Raw genomic sequence first — 25,977 nt, 5'->3', positions numbered from 1 at the left:
CGACCGTGACCACGACCACCCGGCGACGGCGGCCTTCCCGCCGCGCCGCCCTCTACGCGACGCTGATCATCGGGGCGGCCATGTCGGTCTTCCCGTACTGGCTGATCGTCTCGACCTCGTTGAAACCGCGCGATGAGCTCTTCGAGGCGGCACCGTGGGCGCCGCCGTCCTCGCCGACGCTGGAGAACCTCGGCGCGCTGCTGGGCTCGGACTTCGCGCAGTCCATCCTCAACACCTTCATCTTCGTCACCGTCCTCACCGTGGGACAGCTGATCTTCACCACGCTGGCGGCGTATGCGTTCGCGCGCTTGGACTTCCGGGGCCGCAACTCGCTGTTCTGGCTGTACCTGGCCACCCTGATGGTGCCCAACGTGGTGACCCTGATCCCGCTGTTCCTGATCATGCGCGAGCTGGACCTGGTGAACAGCTGGTACGGACTCGTCGCGCCGTACGTCTTCGGCACGCCGTACGGGATCTTCTTGATGCGCCAGTTCTTCCGCAGCATCCCGCGCGAGATCGAGGAGGCCGCGCGGATGGACGGCGCGGGGCACCTGACCATCCTGTGGCGGATCATCCTGCCGCTGAGCAGGCCGATCCTGGCCACGCTGGCGATCGTCACGGTGATCTCGTCCTGGAACAACTTCCTGTGGCCGCTGATCATCACCAGCAGCGCGGACACCCGCGTGGTCACCGTCGCGATCGCCGCCCTGCGCTCGGAGATCGGCATCGACTACACCCGGATGATGGCAGGCAGCCTGCTCACGTTGCTGCCGATGCTGCTCGTCTTCGTCTTCTTCCAGCGCTACATCGTCCGGTCGGTCGCCCTGACCGGACTCAAGTGACACGAAGGAGTGTCCCCATGAAGCTCTCGACTTTCCGGCGGAAGATATTCAGCGCGCTGACAGTCGGCGCACTGGTCGGGCTGGTCGCCGCCTGCGGCGGCAGCGGCGACAGCAACGGCAAGACGACACTGACCTACCGAATCTGGGACGAGCAGCAGCAGAAGGGCTACGAGAAGGTCTTCGAAGCGTTCAAGGCCAAGCACCCCGACATCGACGTCAAGATCGAGCTTCAACCCTACGACCAATACTGGACCAAGCTCGTCACCGAGATGGTCTCCGGCACCGCGCCCGACGTGTTCTGGATGACGCCCGCGAACTTCCCCGAACTGGCGGCGCAGGGCGCGTTGATGGACGTCTCCGCCGCCATGGAGCAGTCCGGCCTTGCCAAGGACAAGTACCACCCCAATGTCGTGGATTCCTTCACCTACAAGGGAAAGATGTACGCCGTCCCCAAGGACTGGGGCGTACCGGGGATGCTCTACAACAAGCAGGTCTTCGCCGAGGCCGGCGTCGAGATGCCCACCGAGCCGCTGACCTGGGCGCCCGACGGATCCGGGACGTTCCTGCCGCTGATGCAGAAGCTCACCGTCGACGTGAACGGCAAGCACCCCAATGAAGCCGGCTTCGATCCGGCCAAGGTCAAGCGGTGGGGCTTCGCCTCCTGGAACCACTCGGGCACCCAGTGGCTGAACTGGATCCCGAGCAACGGCGGCACGACGATCACCAAGCCCTACGGCACTTTCAACTTCAACGAGCCCTCTTCGGTCGAGGCGTTGCAGTGGGGCGTCGACCTGATCAAGAAGTGGCACGTGTCCCCGCCCGCCGAGCAGACCAACCCGCCCGCGGGCCGGGCGACCGAGATGTTCCAGCGCGGCGAGGTCGCGGTCTTCCCTGCCAACAACGCGCTGCTGCCCTTCGTCGCTCCCAGCTCGGCCTTCCCGATCGGCACCGCGTCGCTTCCCGCGGGCAAGGCAGGCCGTGTCGTGATCATCAACGGCCTCGGCGAGGCGGTCTACTCCCGCACCGAGCATCCCGACCAGGCCAAGCAGCTCGTGTCGTTCCTGGCCACCCCGCAGGCGCAGGCGATCATGGCCGAGGGCGGCTACGTCTTCCCTGCCATCAACGACCTCGCCCCGCGCTACGTCGAGCATTGGAAGGCCAAGGGCATCGACACCCAGCCGTTCCTGGACGAGGCGCGCGGCAAGACGGTGAACTTCCCGATCGTGTCCGGCTTCGCCGCGGCGGAACCCAAAATCAACCAGATCTTCAATGACATGTACCTCGGCTCGGTTAAGGTCTCCGACGCCGCCAGCGCGGCCGTCGAACAGGGCAACGCCCTGCTCAGCCCCGAGAAGTAAGGAGGTCGGCAATGTCCGCATCAACCAAGAGGTGGCGCGCGGCGGCGATCGCCACCGCCGCGTTGCTGGCCGTCTCACCGGCACCGGCCGCGGCGGCCGATCCCGCGCCCGGGGTGCCCGTGCAGCTGCTGTCGATCACCGACCTGCACGGCTACTTCGGCGAGTACACCACGACCGTGCCCGGCTCACGTGCCGGTGAGCCCGCGAAAACCGTTGGTGGCGGAGCCTATCTCGCCTCGCACCTCAACCGGCTGCGCGCACCGAAGAACTCCGTGCTGTTCTCCGCGGGCGACGACTTCTCCGGCTGGCCGGCAGAGACCGCGTGGTTCTGGAACGAGCCGACGATCGAGTACATGAACATGATCGGCGTCGAGTTCTCCACCGTGGGCAACCACGAGATCGACCGGAAACCGGCTTACCTCGAGCACATGATGGAGGGCACCTGCCAGGGCCGCCCCGACCGCGACCTCTGCTTCACCGACTCGACCGGGAAACGCTTCCAGGGCGCGGACTTCGACTACTACTCCGCGAACGTGATCAACGAGGCCACCGGCCGCCCGCTGGTCAAGCCGTACCACGTGCGGCAGGTCGACGACGGTCGCGGCGGCACGCTCCCGGTGGGATTCATCCACGCCACGACCACCCACACGCCGGAAGAGCAGCTCTCCTACTGGCCGAGCGAATTGAAGTTCCTGCCCGAAGTGGAGACGATCAACCGCTACGCCGAGGAGCTGCGCGGGCGGGGCGTCCAGGCCATCGTCGCCGTTGTGCACGAAGGGTTCTCGCAAGCGAACGGGGCGGGGTACAACGACTGCACCGCACCGTTCGGCCCGCTTGCCGACATGAACAAGCAGATCAGCCCGGCGGTGGACGCCATCGTCGGCGGGCACTGGCACGCGCTGGTGAACTGCATGCTGCCCGACCCGGCCGGTAATCCCCGCCCGGTGGTGGAAGCGGCGAACCACGGCAGGCTGATCAACGAGATCAACCTGGAGCTGGACCCGGCGACCGGCGATGTCCGCCGAGACCGGACGAAGTCGGTCAGCCACGCCAACACCCGTGATGTGGCACCGGACCCCGAGGTGCAGCGGATGGCGAAGTACTGGAAGGACCGGCTCCCCGCGCGGGGTGATAAGCAGGTCGCCACGGTCACCGGCGATCTCACCCGCACCTCCGGCACCGACGAGGAGTCCACGCTCGGCAACGTCACCGCCGATGCGTTCCTCTGGGCGGCCAACAAGGACGGAAAGGCCGATCTCGCGGTCGCGATGCCGGGAATCTTGTTGCGCGACATACCTTTCGCCCCCAATCCAGCCAATCCCGCGGACGCGCCGGGACGGGTGCTGTTCTCCGAGCTGGTCTTCGGCACGGTTTACGAGAACGGCATCGGCCCGGCCGTCGTGCGCGGGACGGTGACCGGCAGGAAACTCGACGAGCTGATCGAGAGCCAATGGCAGCGGGGGGCCGACGGTGTCGTGACGTATCGGCATATGGCCGTTTCCGGCAACGTTTCCTACACCTACGACCCCGGCGCCCCGCTCGGGCAGCACGTCGACATCAAGAAGATCCGGATCAACGGGAAGCCGGTGAAGGCCGACCGCGAATACCGGATCGCGACTCTGGCCAACAACTTCTTCGCCCGCAACGCCACCCCCGGGTTCACGGCGCTTTTCGAGGCCAGGAACCAGGATCGGAGCATCTACTCCGGTGCGGACGCGCTCTGGAGGTACCTGGAGGCGAGGTCGCCGGTCCGGCCGCCGAAGCTCGACCGGGTCCGGCCCGCACCCGGAAACCGACCGGCGTAATCCGGTGCCGGCTCATCTGAACCGGGACGGAGGGGTTGACACGTGTTCGCTCATCGAGTCGAACTTGCGGACATAGGTCAGCCCCTCCGGGATCTCGACGCCGGTCGTCGAGGTCCAGCCCCGGGTCAGGGTGGGCCAGTCGGGCACGTCGGGGTGGAAGTGCGGCCGGAACGGCTCGTAGCCGTCGATGAAGGCGGCCGGTTCCGACTTCGCCTGCCACCGGATGTCCGCCGACAGCCGCAGCCGGTCGCTGAGGTTGGGGCGGGCCCCGTGCACGGTGAGGCTGGTGAACATGAGCACGTCCCCCTGGCCGAAGTGGGTGCTGCGCCAGTCATCCACGCCGCTGCCCGCCACCTGCGCGGTGACCCCGCCGGGGCCCTCCGCCCGGGACACACCGAGCACGCCGAGCCGGTGCGACCCGGCGAGGACCTCCAGCCCGCCGGCGTCGGGAGGACAGTCGGCGAGAGGGATCCACATGGTCAGGGTGTCGACCGCGCCCTGGATGAGGCGGTAGTCCTGGTGAGCGGGCGTGGGGGTGGCCCGCGGCGTCGGCGCCGTGATGCGGGCGATGTGCATCGGGTGGCAGAAGACCTCCTCGCCGAGCAGCCGCTGAGCCAGGCCGCGCAGCTCCTCCCGTTCGCTGAGCTCGTGGAAGGACTGCGTCGCCTGCACGGCGGAGTACATGCCGAAGAAGGTGGACTTGCCCTCCTCGACCGCCCGGTCGGACGCCCGCAGCTCGTGCGGCTCGGTGCCGGAGGCCAGCCACCCGCTGTCGTGGAGCACGGCCGCGATGTCGGCACGAACACCGGTGACGTAGTCGCCGGGCAGCAGCCGGGGGAAGTAGAGGTAGCCGTCCTCGGACATGCGCTCCCGTAGCGCCGCGACGTCGTCGGCGATGTCGCTGGAATCGATCAACTGTTTCATGTTCTGCCTCCACCGTGGGGGTCTCGTCGGATTCGACTGTAGGAAGGGCGGGGCATCACGGACATGGCTGAACCTGCCGGGGAGATGACAGATCCTGCTGCGACGCCCTCGCCGCCGGCCGGGTTGCTCGTCGTCGGCGAGAGCACCTTCACCAAGCGCGTCGAGGCGATCCGGCCGACCGGCTCGCCGAGCTGGCTGCTCATGCGGACAACGCGGGGGCGCGGCGTCGTGCACCACGGGGACACGGCCCTGACAACCAGCGCTGGGCAGCTCGTGCTGATCGAACCCGGCGTGCGGCACACCTACGGAGTCGCGCCCGACGCCGGGGAATGGTCGCTGCTGTGGGCACATTTCCGGGCACCGCGAGGAAACTGGCTCGGGACGAGTCGTCATCTGACACCGTCGGCGCGCGGGGCCGCGGAGGCCATCGACGCCGCCTTCGACCGGCTCCGCCGTTACGCCCGGCTCACCGGTGAGCACATCCCGCCGTCGCCGGTCCACCTCCCGGCCTTCGCCACCCGCCCCGAACAGCAGGCCCTCGCCATGTGCGCACTCGAAGAGATCGTGCGCCTGGCCGACCTCGCCGGTGCTCCCGCTACACCGCCGGGCCCTGACCCGCGCATCGCCCGTGTACGGCAGCTCATTGCCGAGACACCGGAGGCCCCGCACACCCTGAACTCGCTCGCCGCCATCGCCGGGCTGTCGCCGTCGCGCTTCAGTCACCTCTACGCGAGGGTCACCGGCCACAGCCCCATGCAGGAGGTGCGCACCCGCCGCCTGCACCGCGCGGCCCGGCTGCTGACCGGCACGGGAATGTCCGTCGCCGCGGTCGCCGGCACCGTCGGCTACGTCGACCAGTTCCACTTCAGCCGCGCGTTCCGCCGCGAGTTCGGCCTGCCGCCGAGCGGTTACCGGCACAACGGCGAGGTTCCCGGTGGGGACTGACGTGTGCGGAATCCGTGCGGGCGTCCCCCAACACCGACCCGTCAGGCAGGGGACTACTAGGGGGACGCGTGGACCAGCCGTTCGGCGAGGCATTGCGGAGCTATCGCATCGCGCGGGGCTGACCCGGAGTGCGTGGTGAGCAGGCAGTGTTGAGCGCGCAGGCGGTGGGCGCACTGGCGCCGGAGCATTCAGGAGCTGGGACGGCACTGGCGACCGCGTCCGGCCGTTCAGCGCCGGCTGACGGCTGGATCCGCTACCCGGGCAGGGCGGCTCTAAAGCCCTTATCCAGCCGTGCTGTCAGTGAAGGCCGCATTGGAGACGCTCAGTGTCCTTGATGCGACATCGGGGACATCGGGGCGCCGAGGCGACAGGGCCCGATTCCTCCATCGTCGCGAAGGCGCGCCGACCGCGGTCGCGGTCACCCAAAGTCAACCCCGTAGGCCGACCCGGTAATCAGGCCAGGTCGATGAACTCACTTCCGTAACCCTTTGCGCTCATCCGGTTGACCGGGGTAACCGGAGACCCTAGTTTCGCCGGAGGTCTCCACCGCGCGCAGACCGATCGGCTGGTTCAGGTAGTTCCGTGACTATGGGGTGGAGATGCGAGGGCCGACGAAGACGCTCGTCGTTGTCACTGTGCTCGTTTTGGGCATGGTGTTCGGGCTGACCGGCTGCGCTGGTGAAGAACCGGCGGGGATGGCGGCCAAGCCGATCCGGATCGCGTTCGTGCCGAAGGTCGCGGGCATCCCGTACTTCGAGGCGATGAACACCGGCGGGCAGGCCGCGGCGAAGCAGCTCGGTGTCGAATGGACCTCGACGGGTCCGCCCACGGTGGACCCGGCGGCGCAGGTTTCGATCCTGCGTGGCCTCGTCGACCAGCAGGTGGACGTGATCGCGATCGCTCCGAACGATCCCAGGGCGATCGCATCCGCGATCACCGACGCACGGGCCAAAGGCGTCCATGTGATCACTTCGGACACCGACGCGCCCGGCACCGATCGCGAACTGTTCGTCAATCAGGCGACTCCGGAGGGCATCGGCAAGGCGCTCACCGACGCGCTGATGAGGAAGATGGGGAACGCGGGCAAGTACGCGATCGTCTCCTGTGGCGAGACCGCCGAGAATCTCAACGCGTGGATCGCCGTCCAGCGTGCCTACACCGCTTCGCAGTATCCGCGAGCGCAGCTGGTCGAGACGGTCTACGCCGGTGAGGACAAGGACACCGCCACCGCGCTCGCCAAAGGGCTGATGACCAAGTACCCGGATCTCACCGGTCTGGTCGGCGAGTGCACGACGTCCGCGCCCGGGGTCGCCGAGGCGGTCCGTTCGCAGCAGAAGATCGGCCGCGTCTTCACCGTCGGGGTCGGGACACCGCAGGCGATCAAGCCGTATCTCCTGGACGGATCCGCGTCGCTTTCGGTGCTGTGGAACGTCGAATCGCTCGGATACCTCACGGCTTGGGCGGGCAAGCAGATCGCCGAGGGCAAACCGCTCGGCCCGTCGAACAAGGTCAATCTCGAACTCCCGGCGATCAAGTACGAGGAAGGCACGAAGACCGTGCTGCTGGGCGACCCGCTGCTGATCACACGCGAGAACGTGGACCAGTTCAAGTACTGACTCACCGGGCCCGCCGGACGGCACCCGCCGCCGCGGCACCACCGAGGATCAGGACCAGCGCGGTCATTCCCCACCGCCGCTTCTCCTTCGTCCGGGCGTGCGAATCGGTCTCCGCCGCCTCTTCCTTCCGTTCCCTCGGCGACGCCGAACGAGACGGCTTCGGCACGGCGACGGGCGGCGGGAGCACCTTGGCGGCGGAAGTGGGCGCGGGACTCGACGAAGAACTCGGCGTCGGACTCGGACTAGAACTGGGCGTAGGGCTCGGCGACGGGGTCGCGCTGGGAGACGGGATGCGAGGAGGAGCGGGCGCGGGGGCTGGGGTCGGCGTGGGCGTGGGCGTGGGGGTAGGGGCAGGGGTCGGCTTGGGCGGTTCCGGTTTCGGCGGCTCGGGGACCTCGGCCGCGGTGAGGCAGCCCGCGGCGTCCGAACCCGCCAGCGGCGGTCCCGAACGCACGGCGGTCACTCGCCCGCTTCGATCCAGCCGGTAGAGCACGCTGCGCCCGCCGATCCGGTTCGCCGTGGCGTACATGGTCCCGTCACGGCCGAGTACGACCGAGCCGTAGACGTCGGCGGGCGGGAAGCGCGCGTCTTTGGCTTCGCGGACCTTGCCGGATTCCGGGTCGATGGTGATCACGGCGCCTTTTCCGCGCCAGGTGGTGGAAACGCCGTAGAGCAGTCCGTTGTGGTACGCGAAATCGTTGACGTCGTGGGCGAGGGTGATCGGCCGCAGGAACACCGTCTTGATCACCCGCAGATACCGCTCCCCCGGCATCAAGTCCACTGTGTACAGTGTGCCGTTCCGGAGCAGGTACCAGGAATTCCCGCCGATCGCGCCGGCGGTCACCCCCGTGACGGGGCTCCACACCGGCAGCCGGTTCCCGGCGCGGGTGATCGGGCCGAGGTCCTTGACGTCCCCGTCACGATCGATCGTCACCGCGTGCGCGCCCCGGCTGAGCCCTTCGGCGACACCGAAGACCCGGTCCCGCGTCGCGGAGTAGCCGAGCGCGTTGAGCCGGTAGCCCGAATCGGTCACTCTCGACGTGGTCCCCGAGCCGACGTCCATCCAGCGCAGCTTCGACTTCCCGTGCGACCCGGTCTCCGCCTGCACCACCAGGCAGGACTCGGCGGCGCGCGCGGTCATCGGGGCCAGCAGCGCCGACGCCCCCACCAATCCGGCGACGGCCACCGTCGCCGCCGTCCGGGTCACCCCGTCCACGGTGCGCACCGGCTCAAGAGATCCTCGCCAGCGCGGAGGTGAACGCGTCGGGCGGGATCCCCACGCCGCCGCCGAACGGGTTCTGCAGCTGGTAGATCGCGAACAGCAGCAACGTGACCGTACCTGCCAGCGTCGACACGATCACCAGGTGCGCGGCCAGCCGGGTGCCACCGAACAGGTTGGGCAACAGGACCGAGATGAGGCTGCCGAGGATCAGGGCGAACCAGACCACCCCGCCGACCTTGCCGCCCTCGACCGCGTTGAGCCGCTCCTGCCGGGCCTCGTAGACCTGCCAGAGCTGGGTGGCCGCCTCGGCCTTGCGCTCTCGGACCCAGTCGTCTTCGGTGGGAGCCTTGTCCACCGCCTTGCGCAGCTGGTCGAGCTGCGTCCAGCCGGTCTGGGGGACGGTCTCCTTACCGCCTGCCATCTGCGGCCATTCCTTCTTTTCGACCGTGGAGATGTACTCCACGCCCAGCTTCCGCACCTCGTCCTTGACCTCGGTCCCGAGGGAATCGGCGGCCCAGACGGTGGCGACCAGGCTGTCCGCCTCGTGGTACGAGCCTTCGCGCGCGGCGCTCGCGGAGTCGAAGAGGGAGATCAGGATGAACGCCACCATGACGGCGTGCAGGCCGCCGACGATGGTGAACACCTGACCGGCGGCGTCGTTGTTGTCCGGCCGTCCTTCGTCCCAGCCGAACCGGCGGACGAGGTAGCCGATGAATCCCGCCAAGGCCGCCGCACCGACGATCCAAGAGATGCCGGTCAGGTAAATTCCCATTCGACTCCTTCCGTGCGCAGAGTGCTGAACCTAGTTCACGCGGAGACGAGTGGAGAAGACCGCTCGGATCAATTCATACCGGTGGCGGACGAGCATGGGTCGATCATCACCTTCTCGGCCCAATTCCTCGCAGTTCGAAGCGTTTTCCGATACACGCGGAAAAGGCCCGTCACCGGTCGGAGAACGCGGCTTCACGAAGGGGTGAGAGGCCACCACGGGACGTCACCGAACTGGCCATATACTGGTATTTCGCGTAGCTTTCGCGCCCGAACTGCCACCCTGGAGCAGCGCGTCGAGGCCAGTCCGGCAAACAGGTGAACCTCTCAGGAGACCCGATCGAGTTGTTCGTCCGGGCATTACCGCTTGCTATGTTGACTTCGCGCCCACCCCACTCGAATGGGTATCCACGAATTGCGACGACCGCGGTTCACCTGGTCGGCCACCGGTTGTGCGATCCCGTCGACCGCGAGACCGAAAGGGAGTCTGTTGACCACCATCGAGACCCATACCGGTGCCCGGCCCGCCGTCGAAGTACTGACCTGGAGCCGGCACCTTCTCGAGCCGGCACTACGCGAGGCCGTCGACGGCCTGCCCGAATCGATGCGGCTCATCGCCGGCTACCACTTCGGGTGGTGGGACGAACACGGCCGTCCGTCCACTTCGGACAGCGGGAAGGCTTTGCGGCCCGCCCTCGCGCTGCTGTCGGCGCGGGCTGTCGGCGGCGACGCCGAAATCGCCGTCCCGGTGGGGGTCGCGGTGGAGCTGGTGCACAACTTCTCCCTGCTGCACGACGACGTGATGGACTCCGACACCACCCGGCGGCACCGCCCGACGGCCTGGACCGTTTTCGGCACCGGCGCGGCGATCCTCGCCGGGGACGCCCTGCTGTGCCGGGCCTTCGAGGTGCTGTCCCCGTTCGGGCAGACCGCGCTGCGCGTGCTCAGCACGGCCGTGATCGACCTGCTGGAGGGACAGAGCGCGGATCTGAAGTTCGAGGAACGCGGTGACGTCGACACCGCCGAATGCGTACGCATGGCCGAGGGGAAGACCGGCGCGTTGCTCGGGGCGTCCTGCACGCTCGGCGCGCTCGCCGGGGAAGGGAGGCAGGATCAGGTCGACCGGCTGACCGAGTACGGGAGGGCACTCGGGCTGGCGTTCCAGCACATCGACGATCTCCTCGGGATCTGGGGCGATCCGGCGGTGACCGGGAAACCGGTCCACTCGGATCTTTCCAACCGGAAGAAGTCCCTGCCGGTGGTGGCCGCGCTCCACTCCGGGACGGACGCCGGGCGAGAACTGGATGCCTTGTACCGCAAGGAAAACCTCGACGCCGCGGAATTGCCCCACGCGGCGGAGCTGGTGGAACGGGCGGGCGGCCGGACCTGGAGCCAGGAGCAGGCCGACGCGCTCCTGACCGGCGCGCTGCACCATCTCGCCGTCTCGAATCCGGTGCCCCGCCCCGGCGCCGAACTCGCGGCCCTCGCGAAACTGGTGGTGCGGCGACGATATTGAAGGCGGGCTCGGAAAGGCCGGGGGGCGGGGAAGAGCCCATCCCTGTCCCGCCGGGTCAGCGTCCGGGCCGGGTCAGCCCCTGCTCACCGGCGCCGCGGCTGAGAACGACCTCGTCGGTGGCCTTGAGCGCTTCCGCGCCGGCGTTTCCGCCCTGCCCCGCGGTCAGGTCGAGCAGCCGGATCGGTGGGCCGAGCTGGACCAGCGTCGGAACGTACTCGGCCTTGTCGACCTTCCAGCGTTCGCCGTCCCGCACGAACCGGAACCGCGCGGCGGCACCCTGTTCGGTCGAACCCTTCGGTTCCGAATGCCGGGCGACGCTGTTGCCGAGGCCGTAGGCGACCCACTTGCCGTTGATCTGTTCGAAGGGCTGCACGACGTGCGCGTGGTGGCCGATGATCAGGTCGATCGAGTCGTCGCCGAGGAGCTTCTTCGCCAGTGAGCGCTGTTCGGCGGTCGGGTCGTGCTGGTATTCGGTGCCCCAGTGCAGGCTCGCGAGGACGACCTGTGCGCCCGCCTTCCGCGCGGCCTTGGCCTCGGCGATCACGTCTTCGGCGTCGATCTGGTTGACCAGCCAGGGTTTGCCCGCGGGCACCTTGATCCCGTTGAATCCGTAGGAGAAGGAGAGCTGAGCGACCCTGACGCCGTCGACGTCGACAATCAGCGGCTTCTTGGCCTCCTCGGCCGAACGGGCCGAACCGGTGTGCTTGATCCCCGCCTCGTCCAGTGCGTCGAGGGTCCGGGTCGCGCCGTCCACCCCCTGGTCGATCGTGTGGTTGGAGGCCGTCGAGCAGTTGTCGTATCCGGTGTCCTTGAGCGCGGCGACGATCTCGGGTGGCGCGCTGAACGACGGGTACCCGCTATAGGGGCCACCCTTCGGCGCGAGTGGGGTCTCGAGGTGGCAAATGCCGAGGTCGGCCCCGGAGATCAGCGGTTTGATCCCGGCCAGCAGCGGGCGGTAGTCGATGTTGCCGTTACCGTCCTCCTTGGCCTGGTCGGTCAGCGCGGGGTGGATCAGGACGTCGCCGGTCGCGACCACGGTGAACGACCCCTCAGGCGCCTGACTCGACGACGGCGCCTCGGCCGCGGCGGGCGGCTGTCGCTGCTGCTCAGGCGTGGCAGCGCACGCGGCGAGCAGGACGGTGGCGCCGAGGAGGGTGGCGGTCTGACGGGCGCGGGAGCTGAGCATCGATTCCCTCGATCGGGTGACAGTTCTGCCCATCCTGCCTTACGCCGATCGGGTATGACACCCAACCGACGCCGCGTGGACCAAAGGGACAATCCACCATGGCCGTCCTGAACGATCAGCGGAACGCTCAGTCAGGTGACCAGCGTGAACTTCGTGACGGTGTGCCGACTGAGCCGTGGTAGAGCGGCGCTCCCAATGCCACAATCGGGCGGCTCAGCCGTGGAGAGCGGCGCGGGCTCGCCGAGCCGCCTCAGACCAGGCAGTCACCGGGTTCGCCCCGGCGCAGCGCCGGATCCTCCTGTGGGAAGGTCCGCGCCACCCCCGGTCCGCTGGACCGCGTCTCGAACCGGACGGTCACCCGCCCGTGCCCGGCCCCCTGCACCCACCCGGTTCCATACGCCTCGTGCACGACGTCGTCCCCGGGCCGCCAGCTCGACGACACGACGGGAACCGGCGCCGGCGCCGGGGCGCGCGCGACCACGGGCACGTCCGACGCCGGGACGGAGAGGGTGAACAGCGGATCCTGATGCGGCACCGAAAGCCCGGAGAACGCGACCCCGGCGAGCCGTACTCCGCCGAATTCGGTCGGATCGATGAGCAGTCGTTCCGCCATCGAGGCGAGCTGGTCGAATTCGTCGGTGGGCGAAGCCATCGTTTCCGAGCGGGTCACCGTGCTGAAGTCGGTGTGCCGCAGTTTCACCACCACCGTCCGCGCGACCCGGTCGGCGTTGACGAGCCGCCGGTGCGCGTGCACGGCGAGGTCGCGGACCTCGCGGCGCAGGCTCGTCAGGTCGATCAGGTCGCGGTCGAAGGTCGTCTCCGCGCTGACCTGCTTGAGTTCCGCGCGGTCGGACACCGGCCGGTCGTCGACGCCGGTGGCCAGCCGCCGCAGGTCCCTGCCGACCACACTGCCCAAAGTGGACACCGCGTCGGCGTCGGAGAGCGCGGTCAGCTGGCCCAGGGTCCGGACGCCGATCGCGCGCAGCTTTCCTTCCGCGACGGGGCCGATCCCCCACAGCACCCTCGTCGGCAGCGGCGCGAGGAAATCGCGTTCGGTGCCCTGGTCGACGACGAGCAGCCCATCCGGTTTCGCCAGATCCGACGCGACCTTCGCGACCTGTTTCCCCGACGCCGCCCCGATCGAGGCCACCAGGCCGATTTCGGACCGGATGTGCTCCCGCAGGCGCGCACCGAATTCCCGTACCTCGTCCGAGGAAGCCCCGGCAAGTGAAGGCGGCTCGGCGAAGGCCTCGTCGAGGGAGATCCGTTCCAGCACGGGGGCGTACTGCGCGACGAGGTCGAAGACCTGGGTGCTCAACAGTTCGTACAGTTTGAACCGCGGCGGCAGGATGACCCCGGTGGGCGGCAGCAGCCGCCGGGCCTGCGACATCGGCATCGCCGATTTGATCCCGTGTTCGCGCGCCTGGTAACTCGCCCCGGCGACCACGCCGCGCGGACCCGCGCCGCCGACCAGCACCGGCCGCCGCGCCAGGGTCGGCCGGGTCAGCTGTTCACAGGAGGCGTAGAACGCGTCCATGTCGAGGTGGATGACCCACCGGTCAGGCCCGCCCATCGCCCGGAACCTCGAGAAGACGGTGCAAGGCCTTCGTGTACTCCTCGAACGCGGCCCGGCCCCGGGTGGTCAGCGCGACCAGCGTCACCGGCGTGCGATGTTCGAAGGCCTTGGTGATGTCGACGTAGCCGGCGTCCTCGAGTTTGCGCAGATGCGTCGACAGGTTGCCCGGTGTCATGTCCAGCAGTTGCTGCAGGCGCGGGAAAGTGATGCTGTCCCCCGGCCCGAGGCTCGACAGCGCCACGGTGACCCGCAGCCTGGCCTGCGCGTGGATCACCGGATCGAGCTGGGGCAGCCCGTCTTCGCTCATCGCGCCCGCACCAGGAAGACCAGCGACGCCACCAGGAAGCCACCGCCGCCCGCGACGCTCAGCACGAGGAAGTTGTACGGTCCCCCGGCCAGCACACTGGCCGCACCGCACGCGATGATCCACCCGCCGAGGCCGTACTGCAGTTTGCTCTGCCACAGCATCCCGCCGGCGAGGTACATCAGTCCGGTCAGCACGAGCGAGGTTCCCGACCACAGCAACGGGATCAGCTCGGTGTCGAGGCCGAGGCGGATCAGCGCGGTGTTCACCACCGTCAGCCCGCCGAACGCGATCATCCAGCTCCACCCGTACATCGCCCCGACGAGCCGGGACGGCCCGCGCACACCGCGGCCTGCCCGGATGCCGTAGACCGCCGAATACGCCATGGCCCCGGCGAAACCGGCGACAGCCATCACCGCGGCCGCCCACAACGGCAGCAACGCGGTGGGCGGGGCGGAGACGTAGACGAGCCCGAAACCGAACAGCCACACCAGTCCCCAGACGGCCAGCAGCACCGCCGGATTCGGCCCGATCTCACGCCGGGTCTTCTCCGACTGCGCGGCGATGAGCGCGAGTGACTCCTCGGGCGTCATCGACCGCGCGTCGTCGTCCCGTTCATCCTCCACCACTTCGGAAAACTAACACGCGTTCACAGTCTCGCCGTGTCGAGCCGGAACCTCGCCATCACCACGAGCGCGGGCACCACCAGCCAGGCCGCGAGCACTCCGACGGCGGTCCCCACACCCGATCCGCCGAGCATCGGTGCGCGGCCGATCTCACCGAGCCAATACGTCGGCATGAGGTGCCCCGCGGTGTTCATCCAGCCGGGCAGGACCTGCAGCGGGATCCACAATCCGCCGAACATGCCCAGCGGCAGCATCAGCGCGCCGGTCACCGCCTGGACGGTGTCGCCCTTGCCGAACAGGCCGATCATCAGCCCCAGTACCGCGAAGGGCAGCGTCCCGAGCCAGAGCGTGCCGAAGATCGTCAGCCACTGCCCGGTTTCGAGCCGGATACCGCGGATCATCCCGGCCGCGAAGATCACCAGCAGCACGGGCAACGCGACGAACAACCCCGCCGACACCTTGACCATCAGATAGCCCGGCGCCCGCATGGGCGTCAGCCGCAAGGTGCGCTGCCAGCCGTCGGTGCGCTCGGTGGCGACACGGGTGCCGGTGAACAGCGCAGCGGTCATGGCGCCGTACGCGGCCATGTTCACCATGGTCACCGTCGCGGTCGAAATTCCAGGAGCGATGTCGCGGGCGCCGAAGATCCCGCCGAACAACAGGAACATCGCCAGTGGCATGCCGATGGTGAACAACGCGAACTGCGGGCTGCGGACGATGCGCTTGATCTCCAGCGCCAGGTAGTTCAGGTTCATCTCAAAGCTCCTTCGGCCGCATCGGCGGTCAGCGCGATGAAGGCTTCTTCCAGTCCCACAGCGGTGATTTCGATGTTCGAGGCGAGCGGGAACTCACGCAGCAGGCCGCGGACGGCGGCGTCGGAATCTGCGCAACCCAGCTCCGCGTGCCCGGCCCGCAATACCGCTCGCGACACCCCGGGCAACGCGGTCAGCGCGGCTTCGGTGGCGTCCGGGACGACGGCGCGCAGGACCCGTCCGGCGACCGCCGCCCGGACCTCGCCGACCGGACCGTCCGCGACGACGCGGCCGTGCCGCATGAGCACGACGCGGTCGGCGTAGTCCTCGGCTTCGGCGAGGTAATGCGTCGCGAAGAGGACCGTCCGGCCGGTCCTGGTGTACTCGCGCATCGACGCCCAGAAGCGGCGGCGCCCGTCGACGTCCATGGCCGCTGTCGGCTCGTCGAGCACCAGCACGTCCGGATCGCCCACCAGCGCGAGCGCGAACCGCACCCGCTGTTGCTCACCGCCGGAGAGCTTTCCGCAGCGGCGGTTCGCGTATTCGGTGACACCGGCGCGCTCGAGTACCTCACGGACCGGCAGTGAATTCCGGTGCAGCGAGGCGAACAGGCCGACGAGTTCCGCGACCGTCGCGTCCCTCAGCAGCGTCCCGTTCTGCGCCATCGCGCCGACCATCCCCTGGTCCATCGCCTCGGCCGCGCCGAGCCCGGCGACCCGCACCTGGCCCGAATCCGGCCTGGTCAGCCCCAGCAGCATGTCGATGGTGGTCGACTTGCCCGCACCGTTCGGCCCGAGCAGCGCCACCACCTCCCCCGGTGCGACCCGCATGCTGACGTCGTCGACGGCCAAGACGTCACCGAAGTGCTTCACCAGCCCTTCGAGGCTGAACGCGTCCACCATGACTTTCCCCCTTCAAGCACTCTGAACCACAAAGTCCACTTCCACTTTGTAACACAAAGTGCCCTGTCGCGGAAACTCCAGAAGTCCGTGAAGGCCTCCTTGAGGGACTCTGGGTCCCTCAAGGAGGCCTTCACGGACTTGGGTTAGGCGGGCACCCGGGAGGTGGCCGAGTCAGGGACCGAAGCCGGTGCCGGAGGTGGCACCGGGAGGGGCAGGGGCGCGCATTCGACGTCGGCCGTCCGCCCCGGCTTGCGTTCGGGCAGCGCTCCGGTCGCCAGGTAGTCGGCGATCCGGTTGTCGACGCACGCGTTGCCGCGGGGGGTGATGGCGTGACTCGTGCCGCCCGGCTCACCGATCAGGCGAGCACCGGGGAACCGGCTACGCACCTCGATGCTGCCTTCGTACGGCGTCGCCGCGTCGAGCGTCTCGCCGATCATCAGCACGCTCGGCACGTTCGAGCCGTCGACCTTCACCGGCTTGCCCGGCTTCGCGGGCCAGTACAGGCAAGGCCCGTTGAACCAGGCGTTCTGCCACGTGAAGTACGGCGCCTTCTCATACGTGCGCCAGTTGTCGCGCTTCCACTGCTGCCAGCTCTGCGGCCACTTCACGTCGGTGCACTGGACGGCGAGGTAAACGGCGTAACTGTTGTCGTCGCCGCGTCCGCCGAAGCCCTCGAACAGCCCCTTCATCGTCTGCCAGTCACCCTTGTTGACGAACTTGGCCAGCGCGTCCCCGAGCAGTGTCCAACGCAGCTGGTAGTAGGAAGCCTGCTGGAAGACGTCGAGGAACTCGTCGGGCCCGATGTAACCGCCTGCCGGGACCGCCGCCAGCTTCTTGAGCTGCTCGTCGAAGACCTGCTTCACCGCGGCCTGGGTCTTGCCGAGGTGGTAGACGGCGTCGTGCGAAGCGACCCACCCGAACCAGATGCCGAGGTTGACGTCGTACGCGAGGTCCTGGTTCAGATTGGCCTGGTACCAGACGTTGCGAGGGTCCACAGTGGAATCGAGAACCATCCGGCGGACGTGCTGCGGGAACAGTGTCCCGTAGACCTGGCCGAGATAGGTGCCGTAGGAGTACCCGTAGAAGTTCAGCTGCTCCGCGCCGAGCGCCTTGCGGATGCTTTCCATGTCCTTGACCGTGTCGGTCGTCTTGATGTTCTCCAGCAGCGCGCGGCTGTTCTTCTCGGCGCACGCGTCGGCGTAGGACTTCGAACGCCGCAACCAGGTCTTCTCCAGCTGCCGCGTCGTCGGCACGTAGTTCGGCCGGTTGTAGTCCATGTAGTTCGGGATGCACGAAAGCGCGGGCTTGCTGGAGCCGACGCCGCGCGGGTCGAAACCGACCCAGTCGTAGGCGTCGCCGGCGTGGTTCGGCACACGTGACCCGCGGGTCGCGAGCAGCAGCCCGGAACCGCCGGGACCGCCCGGGTTGGTGAGCATGACGCCTTGGTACTGCGCGTCGGGCGTCTTGTGCTTGACGCGGCTGAGCGCGAGCTGGATCTTCTCGCCGCGCGGCCTCGAGTAGTCCAGCGGGACCGGCAGATAGCCGCATTCCGCGCCGGCGTTGATCAACGTCTGGTCGGTACAGCCGCCCCAGGTGATCGTCTCGGCGGGCTGCGCCTCTTCCGCGGCGACGGCGGGCGCGGTCACCGCGACCGACGCGAGCGTGGCAACGGCCAGCGCGGTGATGAGAACACGTCTCAAGGTTTCTCCCTTTCCCTCCGAAGGTGAAAGCCCCGAAACCCTATCCACGTCCGTGACCCGCGAAAGCCTTCCGGCGAAGGTCCCTACCAACGGCGGGTCCCGATCGCGGCAAACCGGGCAACCGGTTGATCGGTTGGGGCGGCCGCGAGCGGCACGCTAGGATCTCGATCATGATCTGCCACATCCGCATGCGCACCGCCTGAGACGGCGTGACCGCAGGGCCGCCCGCGACCGGGTGGCCCCCTTTTTGCGCGCCGTCTGACGTTCCTTCCCGGATTCAGACAGGACATCATGCAGAACAAGCACATCGCCATGATCGGCAGCACCGCGCCGAGTCACATCTACCCGTCGCTGGCCGTCATCCGTGAGCTGGCGCTCGCGGGCACCGGGTCAGCTACGCCGTGGGCGAACCACTCACCGGGTTGATCGAACCGACCGGGGCCGAGGTCGTCTCGCATCCGTCGATCCTCCCGCTCGGCGATCAGTCGGGGTGGCCGGAGGATCCGGCGTCGCAGATGCGGGTCTTCCTCGACGAGGGCATCCAGGCGATGCCGGTGCTCACCGATTTCTACGACCGGAACCGCCCGGACCTGCTGCTGTACGACATCGGCGGGCTTCCGGCTCCGCTGCTGGCCAAGCGCTACGACGTTGCGGCGGTGCAGCTTTCGCCGACCTATGTCGCTTGGGAGGACTACGAAGAGGACATGGGCGAGATCTTGACCTCGATCCGGACCTCACCATCCGGAAAGGACTATTTCGTCACGTTCACCCGGTGGCTGAACGAGAACGGCATCGAGGCCGACGCCTGGGACTGGATCTCCCATCCGCCCCAGGTGCTCGCGCTGCTGCCGAGGGCGATGCAGCCCCACGTCGAACGGGTGCCGTCGTCGGTCCGGTTCGTCGGCCCGGCGCTGGACCCGGAACGCCTCGCCGACCGGAGCTGGACCCCGCCGTCGAACGGCAGGAAGGTCCTGCTGATGTCGCTCGGCACGGCGTTCACCGACCAGCTGGACCTGTTCCGCGCCTGCGTGGACGGGTTCCGCGACTCGGACTGGCACGTGGTCATGTCGATCGGCCAGACCGATCCGGCCGCACTCGGACCGCTGCCCGAGCACATCGAGGTGCGTCCGTTCGTCCCGCAGCTCGCCGTGCTGGAGGCCGCGTCGGCGTTCATCACGCACGCCGGCATGGGCGGCAGCACGGAATCGCTGTGGTACGGCGTGCCGACCGTCGCGATCCCGCTGGCCACCGACGGTTTCGGCAACGCGGCGAAGCTGGCGGAACTGGGCGTCGGTGAGCAGCTCCCGGCCGACGAGGTCACGGCCGCGACGTTGCGGGCCGCCGTCGAGCGGGTCGCCGGGTCGCCCTCGGTGGCCGCGCGGCTCGCCGAGGTCCAGGCCGAGACGCGCGGGAACGGCGGCATCGACCGGGCCGCCGATGCCGTGGAGTCCTTCCTGACGTAGCGCCCACTGACGCTATGAACGGTCCGTTACTTGCAAATTTTGCAAGTAACGGACCGTTCATGGCACGCGCGAGAGCGTCAGGTGCCCCGGATCTCGTTCAGGTAGTTGTAGATCGTGTACCGCGTGACGTCGAGTTCCCCGGCGAGGTGGTCCACCGAATCCTTGATGAGGAAGAACCCCGCCTCGTCCAGTTCACGGACCACGGCCGCCTTGTGCCGTTTCTTCATCAGGTCCACCGGGATCCCGGCCTTCGCCACCGCGCGCCCGACCAGGAACCGCTGCAGGCTGTCGACGTCCGGTGGGAACGTCTCGGGTTCGTGCCCGTCGGCTCTCGGCGAACCGTCGGACAGCCGGTTGACGCACAGGCAGCCGATCGCGACGCCGTCGGCGTCCCGCAGGAACAGCGTCGAGGAGCGGATCGCCCGGCCGTCGGGGCCGTGGGTCTCGTAGTTCGTCAGGTCCTGCGTGGTGCCGCGACGGACCAGGCCCAGCAGCAGATCCGTCATCGGCCCGCCGACCGTCCGGCCGGTGAGGTCACCCGCGATGGCGACGATCGAGTCCGGCAGCCTGCTCAGGTCGTGCAGCAGGACTTCGTTACCCGGCCCCAGCATCGCCGCGAGCGCGTGCACCGCCGGAACGAGCGCCGTGAGCAGGTCACCCGACGCCACTCCGACCGCGGGAACGCCGGAGAACACCGTGACCGGTTTGTTCAGCCGTTCCAACGCCGTCCGCACCTGTTCCGCCGCGCTCGCCGGAGTGGACGCGTGCGGGGACAGCCGGACGTGCTCCGGCCGCACGGTCGCGGCGATCCCGGCGTTCGCCAGCGCGACCCCGACCTGTTCGGCGGCCCGCCCCTCACACGTGAAGGCGAGGATCCCGGCCCGCCGGTCGACGGCCGAAACCACCTTTCCCCCGACGGATTTCACGACCTCTTCGAGTTCGCCGACGCGTTCGGTGATCCGCGCGGCGATGGCCTCGACGCCCGCCTCTTCGACCAGTTCCAGCGCGGCCGCGAAGGCGCCCGAGGTGATCGGGCTCAGGTTCGAGATCGACCAGGCGGCCGCGGTCTCGTCGGCCGGGTGGATCTCGTCGTCGAACAGTCCCGGGTCACGGGCACCGGTCCAGCCGGACAGGATCGGTTCCATCCGCTCCAGCGCCCGGTCGGACAGGACGGCGAAACCGGTGCCCCAGCCCGCCCGCAACCATTTCTGCCCGCCGACGACGAGTACGTCCGCGACCTCCCACGGCGCCTGGGTCACCCCGAAGCCCTGGATCCCGTCGACCACGAGCAGCCGGTCGCCCACCACCTCCCGGATCGCCGCCAGATCGGCGCGATACCCGGTGCGGAAGTCGACCGCGCTCACGCTGACCAGCGACGTCTCCGGCGTCAGCGCCGTTTTGACCGCGTCCGCCGTGACGTTTCCGAGCGGCAGCCGCCGCACGGTGAGCCGACCCGCCTGTTCCGCCCGCGCCCACGGGTAGGTGTTGGCCGGGAACTCCGCCGCCGACACCAGCGCCTCACCGCCGGGAGCGTTGAACGCCGCCTGGAACAGGCCGAGACTGGTGTGCGGCAACAACACCGTGTGGTCGGTGTCGCTGCCGGAAAGCCGTGCGGCGGCGGCCTTGGCCCTGGTCTCCTGCCGCATCAGGTCGTCCACAGTGGACGGACCGGCCTTGGTGGAGGCGTCGAGCAGGCTCGCCGTCGTGTCGAGCACGGCGTGCGACGGCGGACCGAACCGCGCGAAGTCGAGGTACCCGGACGGCTCGTCGAACTGCAGCAGGTACCGCGGGGAGATCCGCGTCATGCGAGGACCCGTGCCAGGAACTGCTTGGTCCGCTCGTGCTTCGGGGCGCTCAGGATCTCCCCCGGCGGCCCGGTCTCGACGACCATGCCGTCGGCCATGAACACCACCTCGTCCGCGGCTTCGGCCGCGAACCCCATTTCGTGCGTCACCACGACCATCGTCATCCCCTCCGCGGCCAACGTACCCATCACCGCCAGCACCTCACCCACGAGTTCCGGGTCGAGCGCCGACGTCGGCTCGTCGAACAGCATCAGCTTCGGTTTCATCGCGAGCGACCGGGCGATCGCGACCCGCTGCTGCTGCCCGCCCGACAATTGCGCCGGATAGGCGTCGGCACGGTGCGCGAGGCCGACCCTGTCGAGTAGTTCGAGCGCCTGGACGCGCGCCTCCGCCGGGTTCAGTCCGAGGACCCGCACCGGCCCTTCGACGACGTTCTGCAGCGCCGTCCGGTGGCCGAACAGGTTGAACCGCTGGAACACCATGCCGATGTCACGCCGCTGCCGGGCGACCTCGCGTTCCTTCAGTTCGTACAGTTTGCCGTTGCGCAGCCGGAAACCGATGGGCTCGCCGTCGACCCAGACCTGTCCGGCGTCGATCGTCTCCAGATGGTTGACACAGCGCAGGAAAGTGCTCTTCCCCGCGCCCGACGGACCGAGCAGGCAGACCACTTGTCCCTTGTGGACTTCGAGGTCGATCCCGCCCAGTACCTCGGTGTCGCCGTAGCTCTTGCGGACGCCGACGGCTTTGAGCAGCGGCTCAGCCACGTTCACTCCTCACCAGCGGCGCGGTGCGCAAGGCCTTGGCGGCACGGGAGAACGCGCTCCGCGACCGGTCCTCGGAATCGAAGGCGCGCTCCAGGTAGTGCTGCCCGACCCCGGCGACGGTCACCACGATCATGTACCAGACGGCGGCGGCCAGCAGCGTCTCCATCACCAGGAGATTGTTGGACGAGATGTTGTTGGCGGCGTGGATCAGTTCCGTCACGCCGATCACCGACGCCATCGACGTCCCCTTGAGCATGTTGATGAAGTCGTTGCCGGTCGGCGGGATGATCACCCGCATCGCCTGTGGCAGCACCACGCGGCGCAGGGTCGCGCCAGGCGACATCCCGATCGACTTCGCCGCCTCGGTCTGTCCACTGTCGACACTGTTCAGCCCGGCGCGGACGATCTCCGCCATGTACGCGCTTTCGTTGAGCGCCAAGCCGAGTAGCGCGGCGGTGAACGCGGTGATCAGGACATTGGTCTGCTCGTGCAACAGGTAGCCGCCGAACGGCAGCGGGATCGAGATGAATTCGAAGACCAGCGCCAGGTTGTACCAGATCAGGATCTGCAGCAGCACCGGAAGCCCGCGGAACAGCCAGATGTATCCCGCCGCGAACCAGCGCGCCACCGGATTCGCCGAGCGGCGCATCAGGGCGATCACGATCCCGATGACGATCGCCGAACCCTGCGCGACCACCGCGAGCAGCACGGTGTTGAGCAGACCGACCGCCATCACCCGGTACCACAGGAACTCCGGGACGGAGTCCCATTGGATCTGGGCGTTCCCGAGCGCGATCCCGAGCAGGACCAGCAGCGTGAGGATGACGACGGCGCTGACCCAGCGGCCCCAGTGCCTCAGCCGGACGATCGGCAGCGGCTCGGTTGTCGACCGCCTAGCTTCCGCCATTGAGCTTCGCCTCCTTGACCGCGCCCTGCTCGACGCCCCAGGCCTGCAGGATCTTGCCGTAGCCGCCGTCGGCGATCAGGGACTGCAACGCGGCGCGGATCGACTCCGCGAGCGGTTTGTTCTCCTTGTGGACACCGATGCCGTACGGGCCGCCCTCGATCGGCTCGCCCGGCACGACCTCGAAGAACTTGCCCTCACCCGCGGTCCGCGAGATGTAGACCGCGCTGGGGAGGTCGTTGAGGATGGCGGCGACCCTGCCGGTGCGGAGCTGGTTCTGGTTCTGCGTGTCGGAGTCGGTCGCGGTGATCTTCACCGCGGGCTTCCCGTTCTGCGCGCATTTCGTGGCCTGCGCGTGCGCGAACTTCTGGTGGCTCGTGCCCTGCACGACGGCGACGTCCTTGCCGCACAGCGTGTCCGGACCGGCGATCCGGTCGGGATTGCCCTTGCGGACCATGATCGTGATGCCGGAGGAGAAGTAGTCGACGAAATCGATCTGCGCCTGCCGCGCCTTCGTGTCGTTCATCGCGGCCATCGTCAAATCGACCCGACCGGACTGGAGACTCGTGATCAGCGAACCGAACGCCATGTCCTGGTGGTGCACGGTGACGCCCAGCTTCTTGCCGATGGCCTTGGCGAGGTCGACCTCGTAGCCGATCGGGGACTTGCCGTCGGCGGCGTAGAAGTTGTTGGGCGCGGATTGCAGATTCGAGGCCAGGTGCAGCATCCCGGCCTGCGTGTACTTCGCGGGGAGGGTGCCGGCGACGGCGGCGTCCTTCTGGACGGACTCGATCAACGCGGTCGTGTCCGGGATGGCGGCGGGTGCCCCCGGCGCCGCGGCTTCCTGGCCGCCGGCGCCGTCGGGCCCGCCTCCGCAGGCCGCGGTGACGAGCGCGGCCAGGCCGGTGAGCACGGCCAGGCGCCAGGTTCGGGTCAGGGTGAACGGCGTCGACGGCATGAGGGACCTCCACGGGCTTCGGATGGTCGCCGACGCTACAACTGACTGTTGAAGAGGTCAACTCTCAGTTGAAATCTTGTCCGGTGGAGGTCAGGAAAAGGGTCGTTCAGGACAAATTTTGTCCTGAACGACCCTTTCCTGACGCTTCAGCGAACGAGCTCAGACCGCGATGTAGTTCCCCGAGAGAATGATCAGGACCTGCACGGTGATGCCGGTGCCGTAGTAGTCGTCGGCCTGGGGCGACCAAGTGGTGATCGATGTCCACAGCTTGTCCAGCCAGGCCTGGCTGCCCGGGTCGTTCATCGCCGCGATGGCGAACGACGCGGTGAAGCAGGGGTGCTGCCCGGTCTCACCCGGCAGCTTGGAGCCGGACAGCGTGTAACCGGTGGTGATCTTGGCCGGGTTGCCGCCGGTGTTCTGCTGGATCCAGGTGTTCATCTTCCGCACCTGACCCTGCGCGGGGCTGCCCGAGACGGTGATCCCGTCGACGCCGAGCCGCCACGGGTCACGGCAGGCGTTGTAGGCGTAGTGCGGGTCGTGATCCTCGAGGAAGCCGTCCGGAGCGGGCTTCGGCGTGGAGTTGGTGTTGACGACGAAGTCCGGGATGAGGCCGGTCTTCGGCGCGTACTGCTGCTGAAGCTGGGTGACGGCCTTCTCCTGCCGCGTCCGGACCTGGCCCCAGAAGGAGTCGCCGGTGGCCCTTTCGAACGCACGCAGGTGCCCCGGCATCCAGTCCGAGGACCGGGAACCGTTGATGTACTTGCCGCTGTCGGCCCAGTCCGCCAGCCGCATGAACTTCGTGTCGGGGTTGACCTCACTGCGCTTGATCGCCTTGATGATCCGCAGCGCCTCGGCCTTGTAGTTCACCGAACCGCCGCTGCCCCAGACCTTGTCAGCGAGGAGTAGACCGTAGGCGATTTCCAGGTCGCCGTCCGTCGCCGCGTCGCTGCCGTTGACGCTCTTGCAGCTCTCGTCCTGCTCGGCGGCGTGCAGATCCTTGTCGATCACCGACGGATGCGCCTTCACGAACTTGAGGATGCCGTCGAAGACGGTCCGGGCTTGCGAGTCCTTGCCCGCCATCATCGCCGCGATGGTCATCCCGTAGCCCTGCCCCTCGGCCACGAAGGCGTGGTCGGCGTCCGGCGCCTTGACCGCGTAGGTGCCCGCCCCGCACCTGGTGGTCAGGAAGTTCTTCTTCCAGAAGTCGTAGTACTTGGCGAGTGCCGCGTCCTGCGTCGCCTGGGACACCGACGGGCGCAGAACCCCCGGCAGGTAAGGGGTTCCCTGAGCGGTCACCGCGGCGGCGGGGGCGGTCGTGGCGACCAGCCCGGCGGTCAGCGCGGCCGCGGCCAGCACTGTCCGAACGGTCTTTCTCATGGCTCCTCCGGAAACGTCGTTGGTGGCGGCGGCGCGTTCCGAGAGTGACATCCGGGTCGGCCAAAAACAAGAGAGTTAAGAAAGTTTCCTTACTATTACCTCAAAAGACGCGTTCGTGAAGGGTGGCCTAGCGTAGACCGCATGACGATCGATCTGAGCGCGCGCGGCGAGCCCTTCCGGGACTTCTGGACCGAGCGGCACCTCGCCACTCTGACCACCGTCCGGCCGGACGGGACCCCGCATGTCGTCGCGGTCGGGGTCACGGTGGACTTCGAGGCCGGGATCGCCCGCGTGATCACGTTCCGCTCGTCCAAGAAGGCCCGCATGATCAAGGAAGCGGGCGAAAAGGGCATTCCGGTCGCCGCCTGCCAGATCGACGGGCCTCGGTGGTCCACTTTGGAGGGACGCGCGGTGCTTCGTGAAGACCCGGAGTCGGTGCGCGACGCCGAGAACCGCTACGCCGCGCGCTACCGGCAGCCCAAGCCGAACCCGGAACGCGTGGTCATCGAGATCACCGTGACCAGGGTCCTCGGCAACGCCTGACGCCCTGCCCGCCGTGGGGGGGGGGGGGGGGGGGGGGGGGGGGGGGGGGGGGGGGGGGGGGGGGGGGGGGGGGGGGGGGAGGGGGGGGGGGGGGGGGGAGGGGAGGGAGGGGAGGGGATAC

General features: G+C 68.4%; 22 protein-coding genes and 1 pseudogene. 8 read left to right on the top strand and 15 right to left on the bottom strand.

Annotated features, from left to right (window positions below):
• Positions 1–5 precede the first annotated feature (5 nt).
• Genes ACZ6DT_RS38185 through ACZ6DT_RS38175 form a run of 3 tightly spaced genes read left to right on the top strand, consistent with a single transcriptional unit; the run spans position 6 to position 4,005 of the window.
• Positions 6–842 carry a carbohydrate ABC transporter permease gene (locus ACZ6DT_RS38185; protein WP_465604336.1) on the top strand — a complete coding sequence of 279 codons (837 nt, stop codon included), beginning with the start codon at positions 6–8 and terminating at the stop codon, positions 840–842.
• Between the two features lie 17 nt (positions 843–859).
• Entirely contained in the window at positions 860–2,200 is a 1,341-nt protein-coding gene (locus tag ACZ6DT_RS38180) for an ABC transporter substrate-binding protein (protein ID WP_465604334.1), read from the top strand.
• An 11-nt stretch (positions 2,201–2,211) separates the two neighbouring features.
• Entirely contained in the window at positions 2,212–4,005 is a 1,794-nt protein-coding gene (locus ACZ6DT_RS38175) for a bifunctional metallophosphatase/5'-nucleotidase (RefSeq protein WP_465604332.1), read from the top strand.
• A 12-nt stretch (positions 4,006–4,017) separates the two neighbouring features.
• Here the strand turns inward: ACZ6DT_RS38175 and ACZ6DT_RS38170 are convergent, their stop codons facing one another.
• Complete coding sequence (locus tag ACZ6DT_RS38170) at positions 4,018–4,929, bottom strand: phytanoyl-CoA dioxygenase family protein (protein ID WP_465604330.1); 912 nt, start codon at positions 4,927–4,929, stop codon at positions 4,018–4,020.
• A gap of 84 nt (positions 4,930–5,013) precedes the next feature.
• Here ACZ6DT_RS38170 and ACZ6DT_RS38165 point away from each other — a divergent pair, with 84 nt between their 5' ends.
• Positions 5,014–5,874 carry a helix-turn-helix domain-containing protein gene (locus ACZ6DT_RS38165; RefSeq protein WP_465604328.1) on the top strand — a complete coding sequence of 287 codons (861 nt, stop codon included), beginning with the start codon at positions 5,014–5,016 and terminating at the stop codon, positions 5,872–5,874.
• A gap of 599 nt (positions 5,875–6,473) precedes the next feature.
• Positions 6,474–7,490: an autoinducer 2 ABC transporter substrate-binding protein gene (locus ACZ6DT_RS38160; protein ID WP_465604326.1), complete on the top strand. Its 1,017-nt coding sequence runs from the start codon at positions 6,474–6,476 to the stop codon at positions 7,488–7,490.
• Position 7,491: 1 nt separating this feature from the next.
• On the opposite strand, the gene ACZ6DT_RS38155 is transcribed toward ACZ6DT_RS38160, so the two are convergent.
• A complete protein-coding gene (locus ACZ6DT_RS38155) occupies positions 7,492–8,715 on the bottom strand; it encodes a DUF6923 family protein (protein ID WP_465604325.1) in 1,224 nt (407 codons plus the stop codon).
• A gap of 4 nt (positions 8,716–8,719) precedes the next feature.
• Positions 8,720–9,484, bottom strand: coding sequence for a bestrophin-like domain (locus ACZ6DT_RS38150; RefSeq protein WP_465604323.1), 765 nt, complete (start codon positions 9,482–9,484; stop codon positions 8,720–8,722).
• Between the two features lie 486 nt (positions 9,485–9,970).
• Here ACZ6DT_RS38150 and ACZ6DT_RS38145 point away from each other — a divergent pair, with 486 nt between their 5' ends.
• Positions 9,971–10,996, top strand: coding sequence for a family 2 encapsulin nanocompartment cargo protein polyprenyl transferase (locus ACZ6DT_RS38145; RefSeq protein WP_465604322.1), 1,026 nt, complete (start codon positions 9,971–9,973; stop codon positions 10,994–10,996).
• Between the two features lie 55 nt (positions 10,997–11,051).
• Here the strand turns inward: ACZ6DT_RS38145 and ACZ6DT_RS38140 are convergent, their stop codons facing one another.
• The 7 genes from ACZ6DT_RS38140 to ACZ6DT_RS38110 form a co-directional block, all read right to left on the bottom strand.
• Positions 11,052–12,182, bottom strand: a complete 1,131-nt coding sequence (locus tag ACZ6DT_RS38140) for a CapA family protein (RefSeq protein ID WP_465604320.1) — start codon at positions 12,180–12,182, stop codon at positions 11,052–11,054.
• Positions 12,183–12,432: 250 nt separating this feature from the next.
• The gene (locus tag ACZ6DT_RS38135) at positions 12,433–13,755 is read right to left on the bottom strand and encodes a DNA polymerase IV (protein ID WP_465604318.1); all 1,323 of its coding nucleotides are present in this window, start codon (positions 13,753–13,755) and stop codon (positions 12,433–12,435) included.
• Entirely contained in the window at positions 13,742–14,065 is a 324-nt protein-coding gene (locus ACZ6DT_RS38130) for a transcriptional regulator (protein WP_465604316.1), read from the bottom strand. Before ACZ6DT_RS38130 ends, ACZ6DT_RS38135 begins: the two co-directional genes overlap by 14 nt.
• A complete protein-coding gene (locus ACZ6DT_RS38125; protein ID WP_465604314.1) occupies positions 14,062–14,691 on the bottom strand; it encodes a hypothetical protein in 630 nt (209 codons plus the stop codon). Before ACZ6DT_RS38125 ends, ACZ6DT_RS38130 begins: the two co-directional genes overlap by 4 nt.
• Positions 14,692–14,711: 20 nt before the next feature.
• Positions 14,712–15,443: an ABC transporter permease gene (locus tag ACZ6DT_RS38120; RefSeq protein ID WP_465604312.1), complete on the bottom strand. Its 732-nt coding sequence runs from the start codon at positions 15,441–15,443 to the stop codon at positions 14,712–14,714.
• The gene (locus ACZ6DT_RS38115; protein WP_465604310.1) at positions 15,440–16,342 is read right to left on the bottom strand and encodes an ABC transporter ATP-binding protein; all 903 of its coding nucleotides are present in this window, start codon (positions 16,340–16,342) and stop codon (positions 15,440–15,442) included. The genes ACZ6DT_RS38120 and ACZ6DT_RS38115 overlap by 4 nt, the downstream gene beginning before the upstream one ends.
• A 143-nt stretch (positions 16,343–16,485) precedes the next feature.
• Entirely contained in the window at positions 16,486–18,042 is a 1,557-nt protein-coding gene (locus ACZ6DT_RS38110) for an alpha/beta hydrolase (protein WP_465604309.1), read from the bottom strand.
• Between the two features lie 291 nt (positions 18,043–18,333).
• Here ACZ6DT_RS38110 and ACZ6DT_RS38105 point away from each other — a divergent pair.
• A pseudogene (locus tag ACZ6DT_RS38105) lies at positions 18,334–19,505 on the top strand (macrolide family glycosyltransferase).
• A gap of 77 nt (positions 19,506–19,582) precedes the next feature.
• Here the strand turns inward: ACZ6DT_RS38105 and ACZ6DT_RS38100 are convergent.
• From ACZ6DT_RS38100 to ACZ6DT_RS38080, 5 genes are all read right to left on the bottom strand, one after another.
• Positions 19,583–21,310 (bottom strand): aminotransferase class V-fold PLP-dependent enzyme, encoded by a 1,728-nt coding sequence (locus ACZ6DT_RS38100; protein WP_465604308.1) that lies wholly within the window; start codon positions 21,308–21,310, stop codon positions 19,583–19,585.
• Positions 21,307–22,074, bottom strand: coding sequence for an amino acid ABC transporter ATP-binding protein (locus tag ACZ6DT_RS38095; protein WP_465604306.1), 768 nt, complete (start codon positions 22,072–22,074; stop codon positions 21,307–21,309). Before ACZ6DT_RS38095 ends, ACZ6DT_RS38100 begins: the two co-directional genes overlap by 4 nt.
• The gene (locus tag ACZ6DT_RS38090; protein WP_465604304.1) at positions 22,067–22,981 is read right to left on the bottom strand and encodes an amino acid ABC transporter permease; all 915 of its coding nucleotides are present in this window, start codon (positions 22,979–22,981) and stop codon (positions 22,067–22,069) included. The genes ACZ6DT_RS38095 and ACZ6DT_RS38090 overlap by 8 nt, the downstream gene beginning before the upstream one ends.
• Positions 22,968–23,936, bottom strand: coding sequence for an ABC transporter substrate-binding protein (locus tag ACZ6DT_RS38085; RefSeq protein WP_465604302.1), 969 nt, complete (start codon positions 23,934–23,936; stop codon positions 22,968–22,970). The genes ACZ6DT_RS38090 and ACZ6DT_RS38085 overlap by 14 nt, the downstream gene beginning before the upstream one ends.
• A gap of 159 nt (positions 23,937–24,095) precedes the next feature.
• On the bottom strand, positions 24,096–25,313 hold the full coding sequence (locus ACZ6DT_RS38080) for a glycosyl hydrolase family 8 (protein WP_465604301.1): 1,218 nt from the start codon (positions 25,311–25,313) through the stop codon (positions 24,096–24,098).
• A gap of 141 nt (positions 25,314–25,454) precedes the next feature.
• Here ACZ6DT_RS38080 and ACZ6DT_RS38075 point away from each other — a divergent pair, with 141 nt between their 5' ends.
• Positions 25,455–25,856, top strand: a complete 402-nt coding sequence (locus tag ACZ6DT_RS38075; RefSeq protein ID WP_465604299.1) for a PPOX class F420-dependent oxidoreductase — start codon at positions 25,455–25,457, stop codon at positions 25,854–25,856.
• Positions 25,857–25,977 lie beyond the last annotated feature (121 nt).

This window comes from Amycolatopsis sp. NPDC041971 (assembly GCF_055588925.1).
Note: the sequence above shows the minus strand (reverse complement) of the source record. Positions and strands in the feature narration are given on the sequence as shown.

Coding starts and splice junctions, on each gene's coding strand:
- ACZ6DT_RS38180 (WP_465604334.1), top strand. CDS start 860: ATGAAGCTCTCGACTTTCCGGCGGAAGATATTCAGCGCGCTGACAGTC.
- ACZ6DT_RS38175 (WP_465604332.1), top strand. CDS start 2,212: ATGTCCGCATCAACCAAGAGGTGGCGCGCGGCGGCGATCGCCACCGCC.
- ACZ6DT_RS38170 (WP_465604330.1), bottom strand. CDS start 4,929: ATGAAACAGTTGATCGATTCCAGCGACATCGCCGACGACGTCGCGGCG.
- ACZ6DT_RS38165 (WP_465604328.1), top strand. CDS start 5,014: ATGACAGATCCTGCTGCGACGCCCTCGCCGCCGGCCGGGTTGCTCGTC.
- ACZ6DT_RS38160 (WP_465604326.1), top strand. CDS start 6,474: ATGCGAGGGCCGACGAAGACGCTCGTCGTTGTCACTGTGCTCGTTTTG.
- ACZ6DT_RS38150 (WP_465604323.1), bottom strand. CDS start 9,484: ATGGGAATTTACCTGACCGGCATCTCTTGGATCGTCGGTGCGGCGGCC.
- ACZ6DT_RS38140 (WP_465604320.1), bottom strand. CDS start 12,182: ATGCTCAGCTCCCGCGCCCGTCAGACCGCCACCCTCCTCGGCGCCACC.
- ACZ6DT_RS38135 (WP_465604318.1), bottom strand. CDS start 13,755: ATGGGCGGGCCTGACCGGTGGGTCATCCACCTCGACATGGACGCGTTC.
- ACZ6DT_RS38130 (WP_465604316.1), bottom strand. CDS start 14,065: ATGAGCGAAGACGGGCTGCCCCAGCTCGATCCGGTGATCCACGCGCAG.
- ACZ6DT_RS38120 (WP_465604312.1), bottom strand. CDS start 15,443: ATGAACCTGAACTACCTGGCGCTGGAGATCAAGCGCATCGTCCGCAGC.
- ACZ6DT_RS38115 (WP_465604310.1), bottom strand. CDS start 16,342: ATGGTGGACGCGTTCAGCCTCGAAGGGCTGGTGAAGCACTTCGGTGAC.
- ACZ6DT_RS38100 (WP_465604308.1), bottom strand. CDS start 21,310: ATGACGCGGATCTCCCCGCGGTACCTGCTGCAGTTCGACGAGCCGTCC.
- ACZ6DT_RS38090 (WP_465604304.1), bottom strand. CDS start 22,981: ATGGCGGAAGCTAGGCGGTCGACAACCGAGCCGCTGCCGATCGTCCGG.
- ACZ6DT_RS38085 (WP_465604302.1), bottom strand. CDS start 23,936: ATGCCGTCGACGCCGTTCACCCTGACCCGAACCTGGCGCCTGGCCGTG.
- ACZ6DT_RS38080 (WP_465604301.1), bottom strand. CDS start 25,313: ATGAGAAAGACCGTTCGGACAGTGCTGGCCGCGGCCGCGCTGACCGCC.
- ACZ6DT_RS38075 (WP_465604299.1), top strand. CDS start 25,455: ATGACGATCGATCTGAGCGCGCGCGGCGAGCCCTTCCGGGACTTCTGG.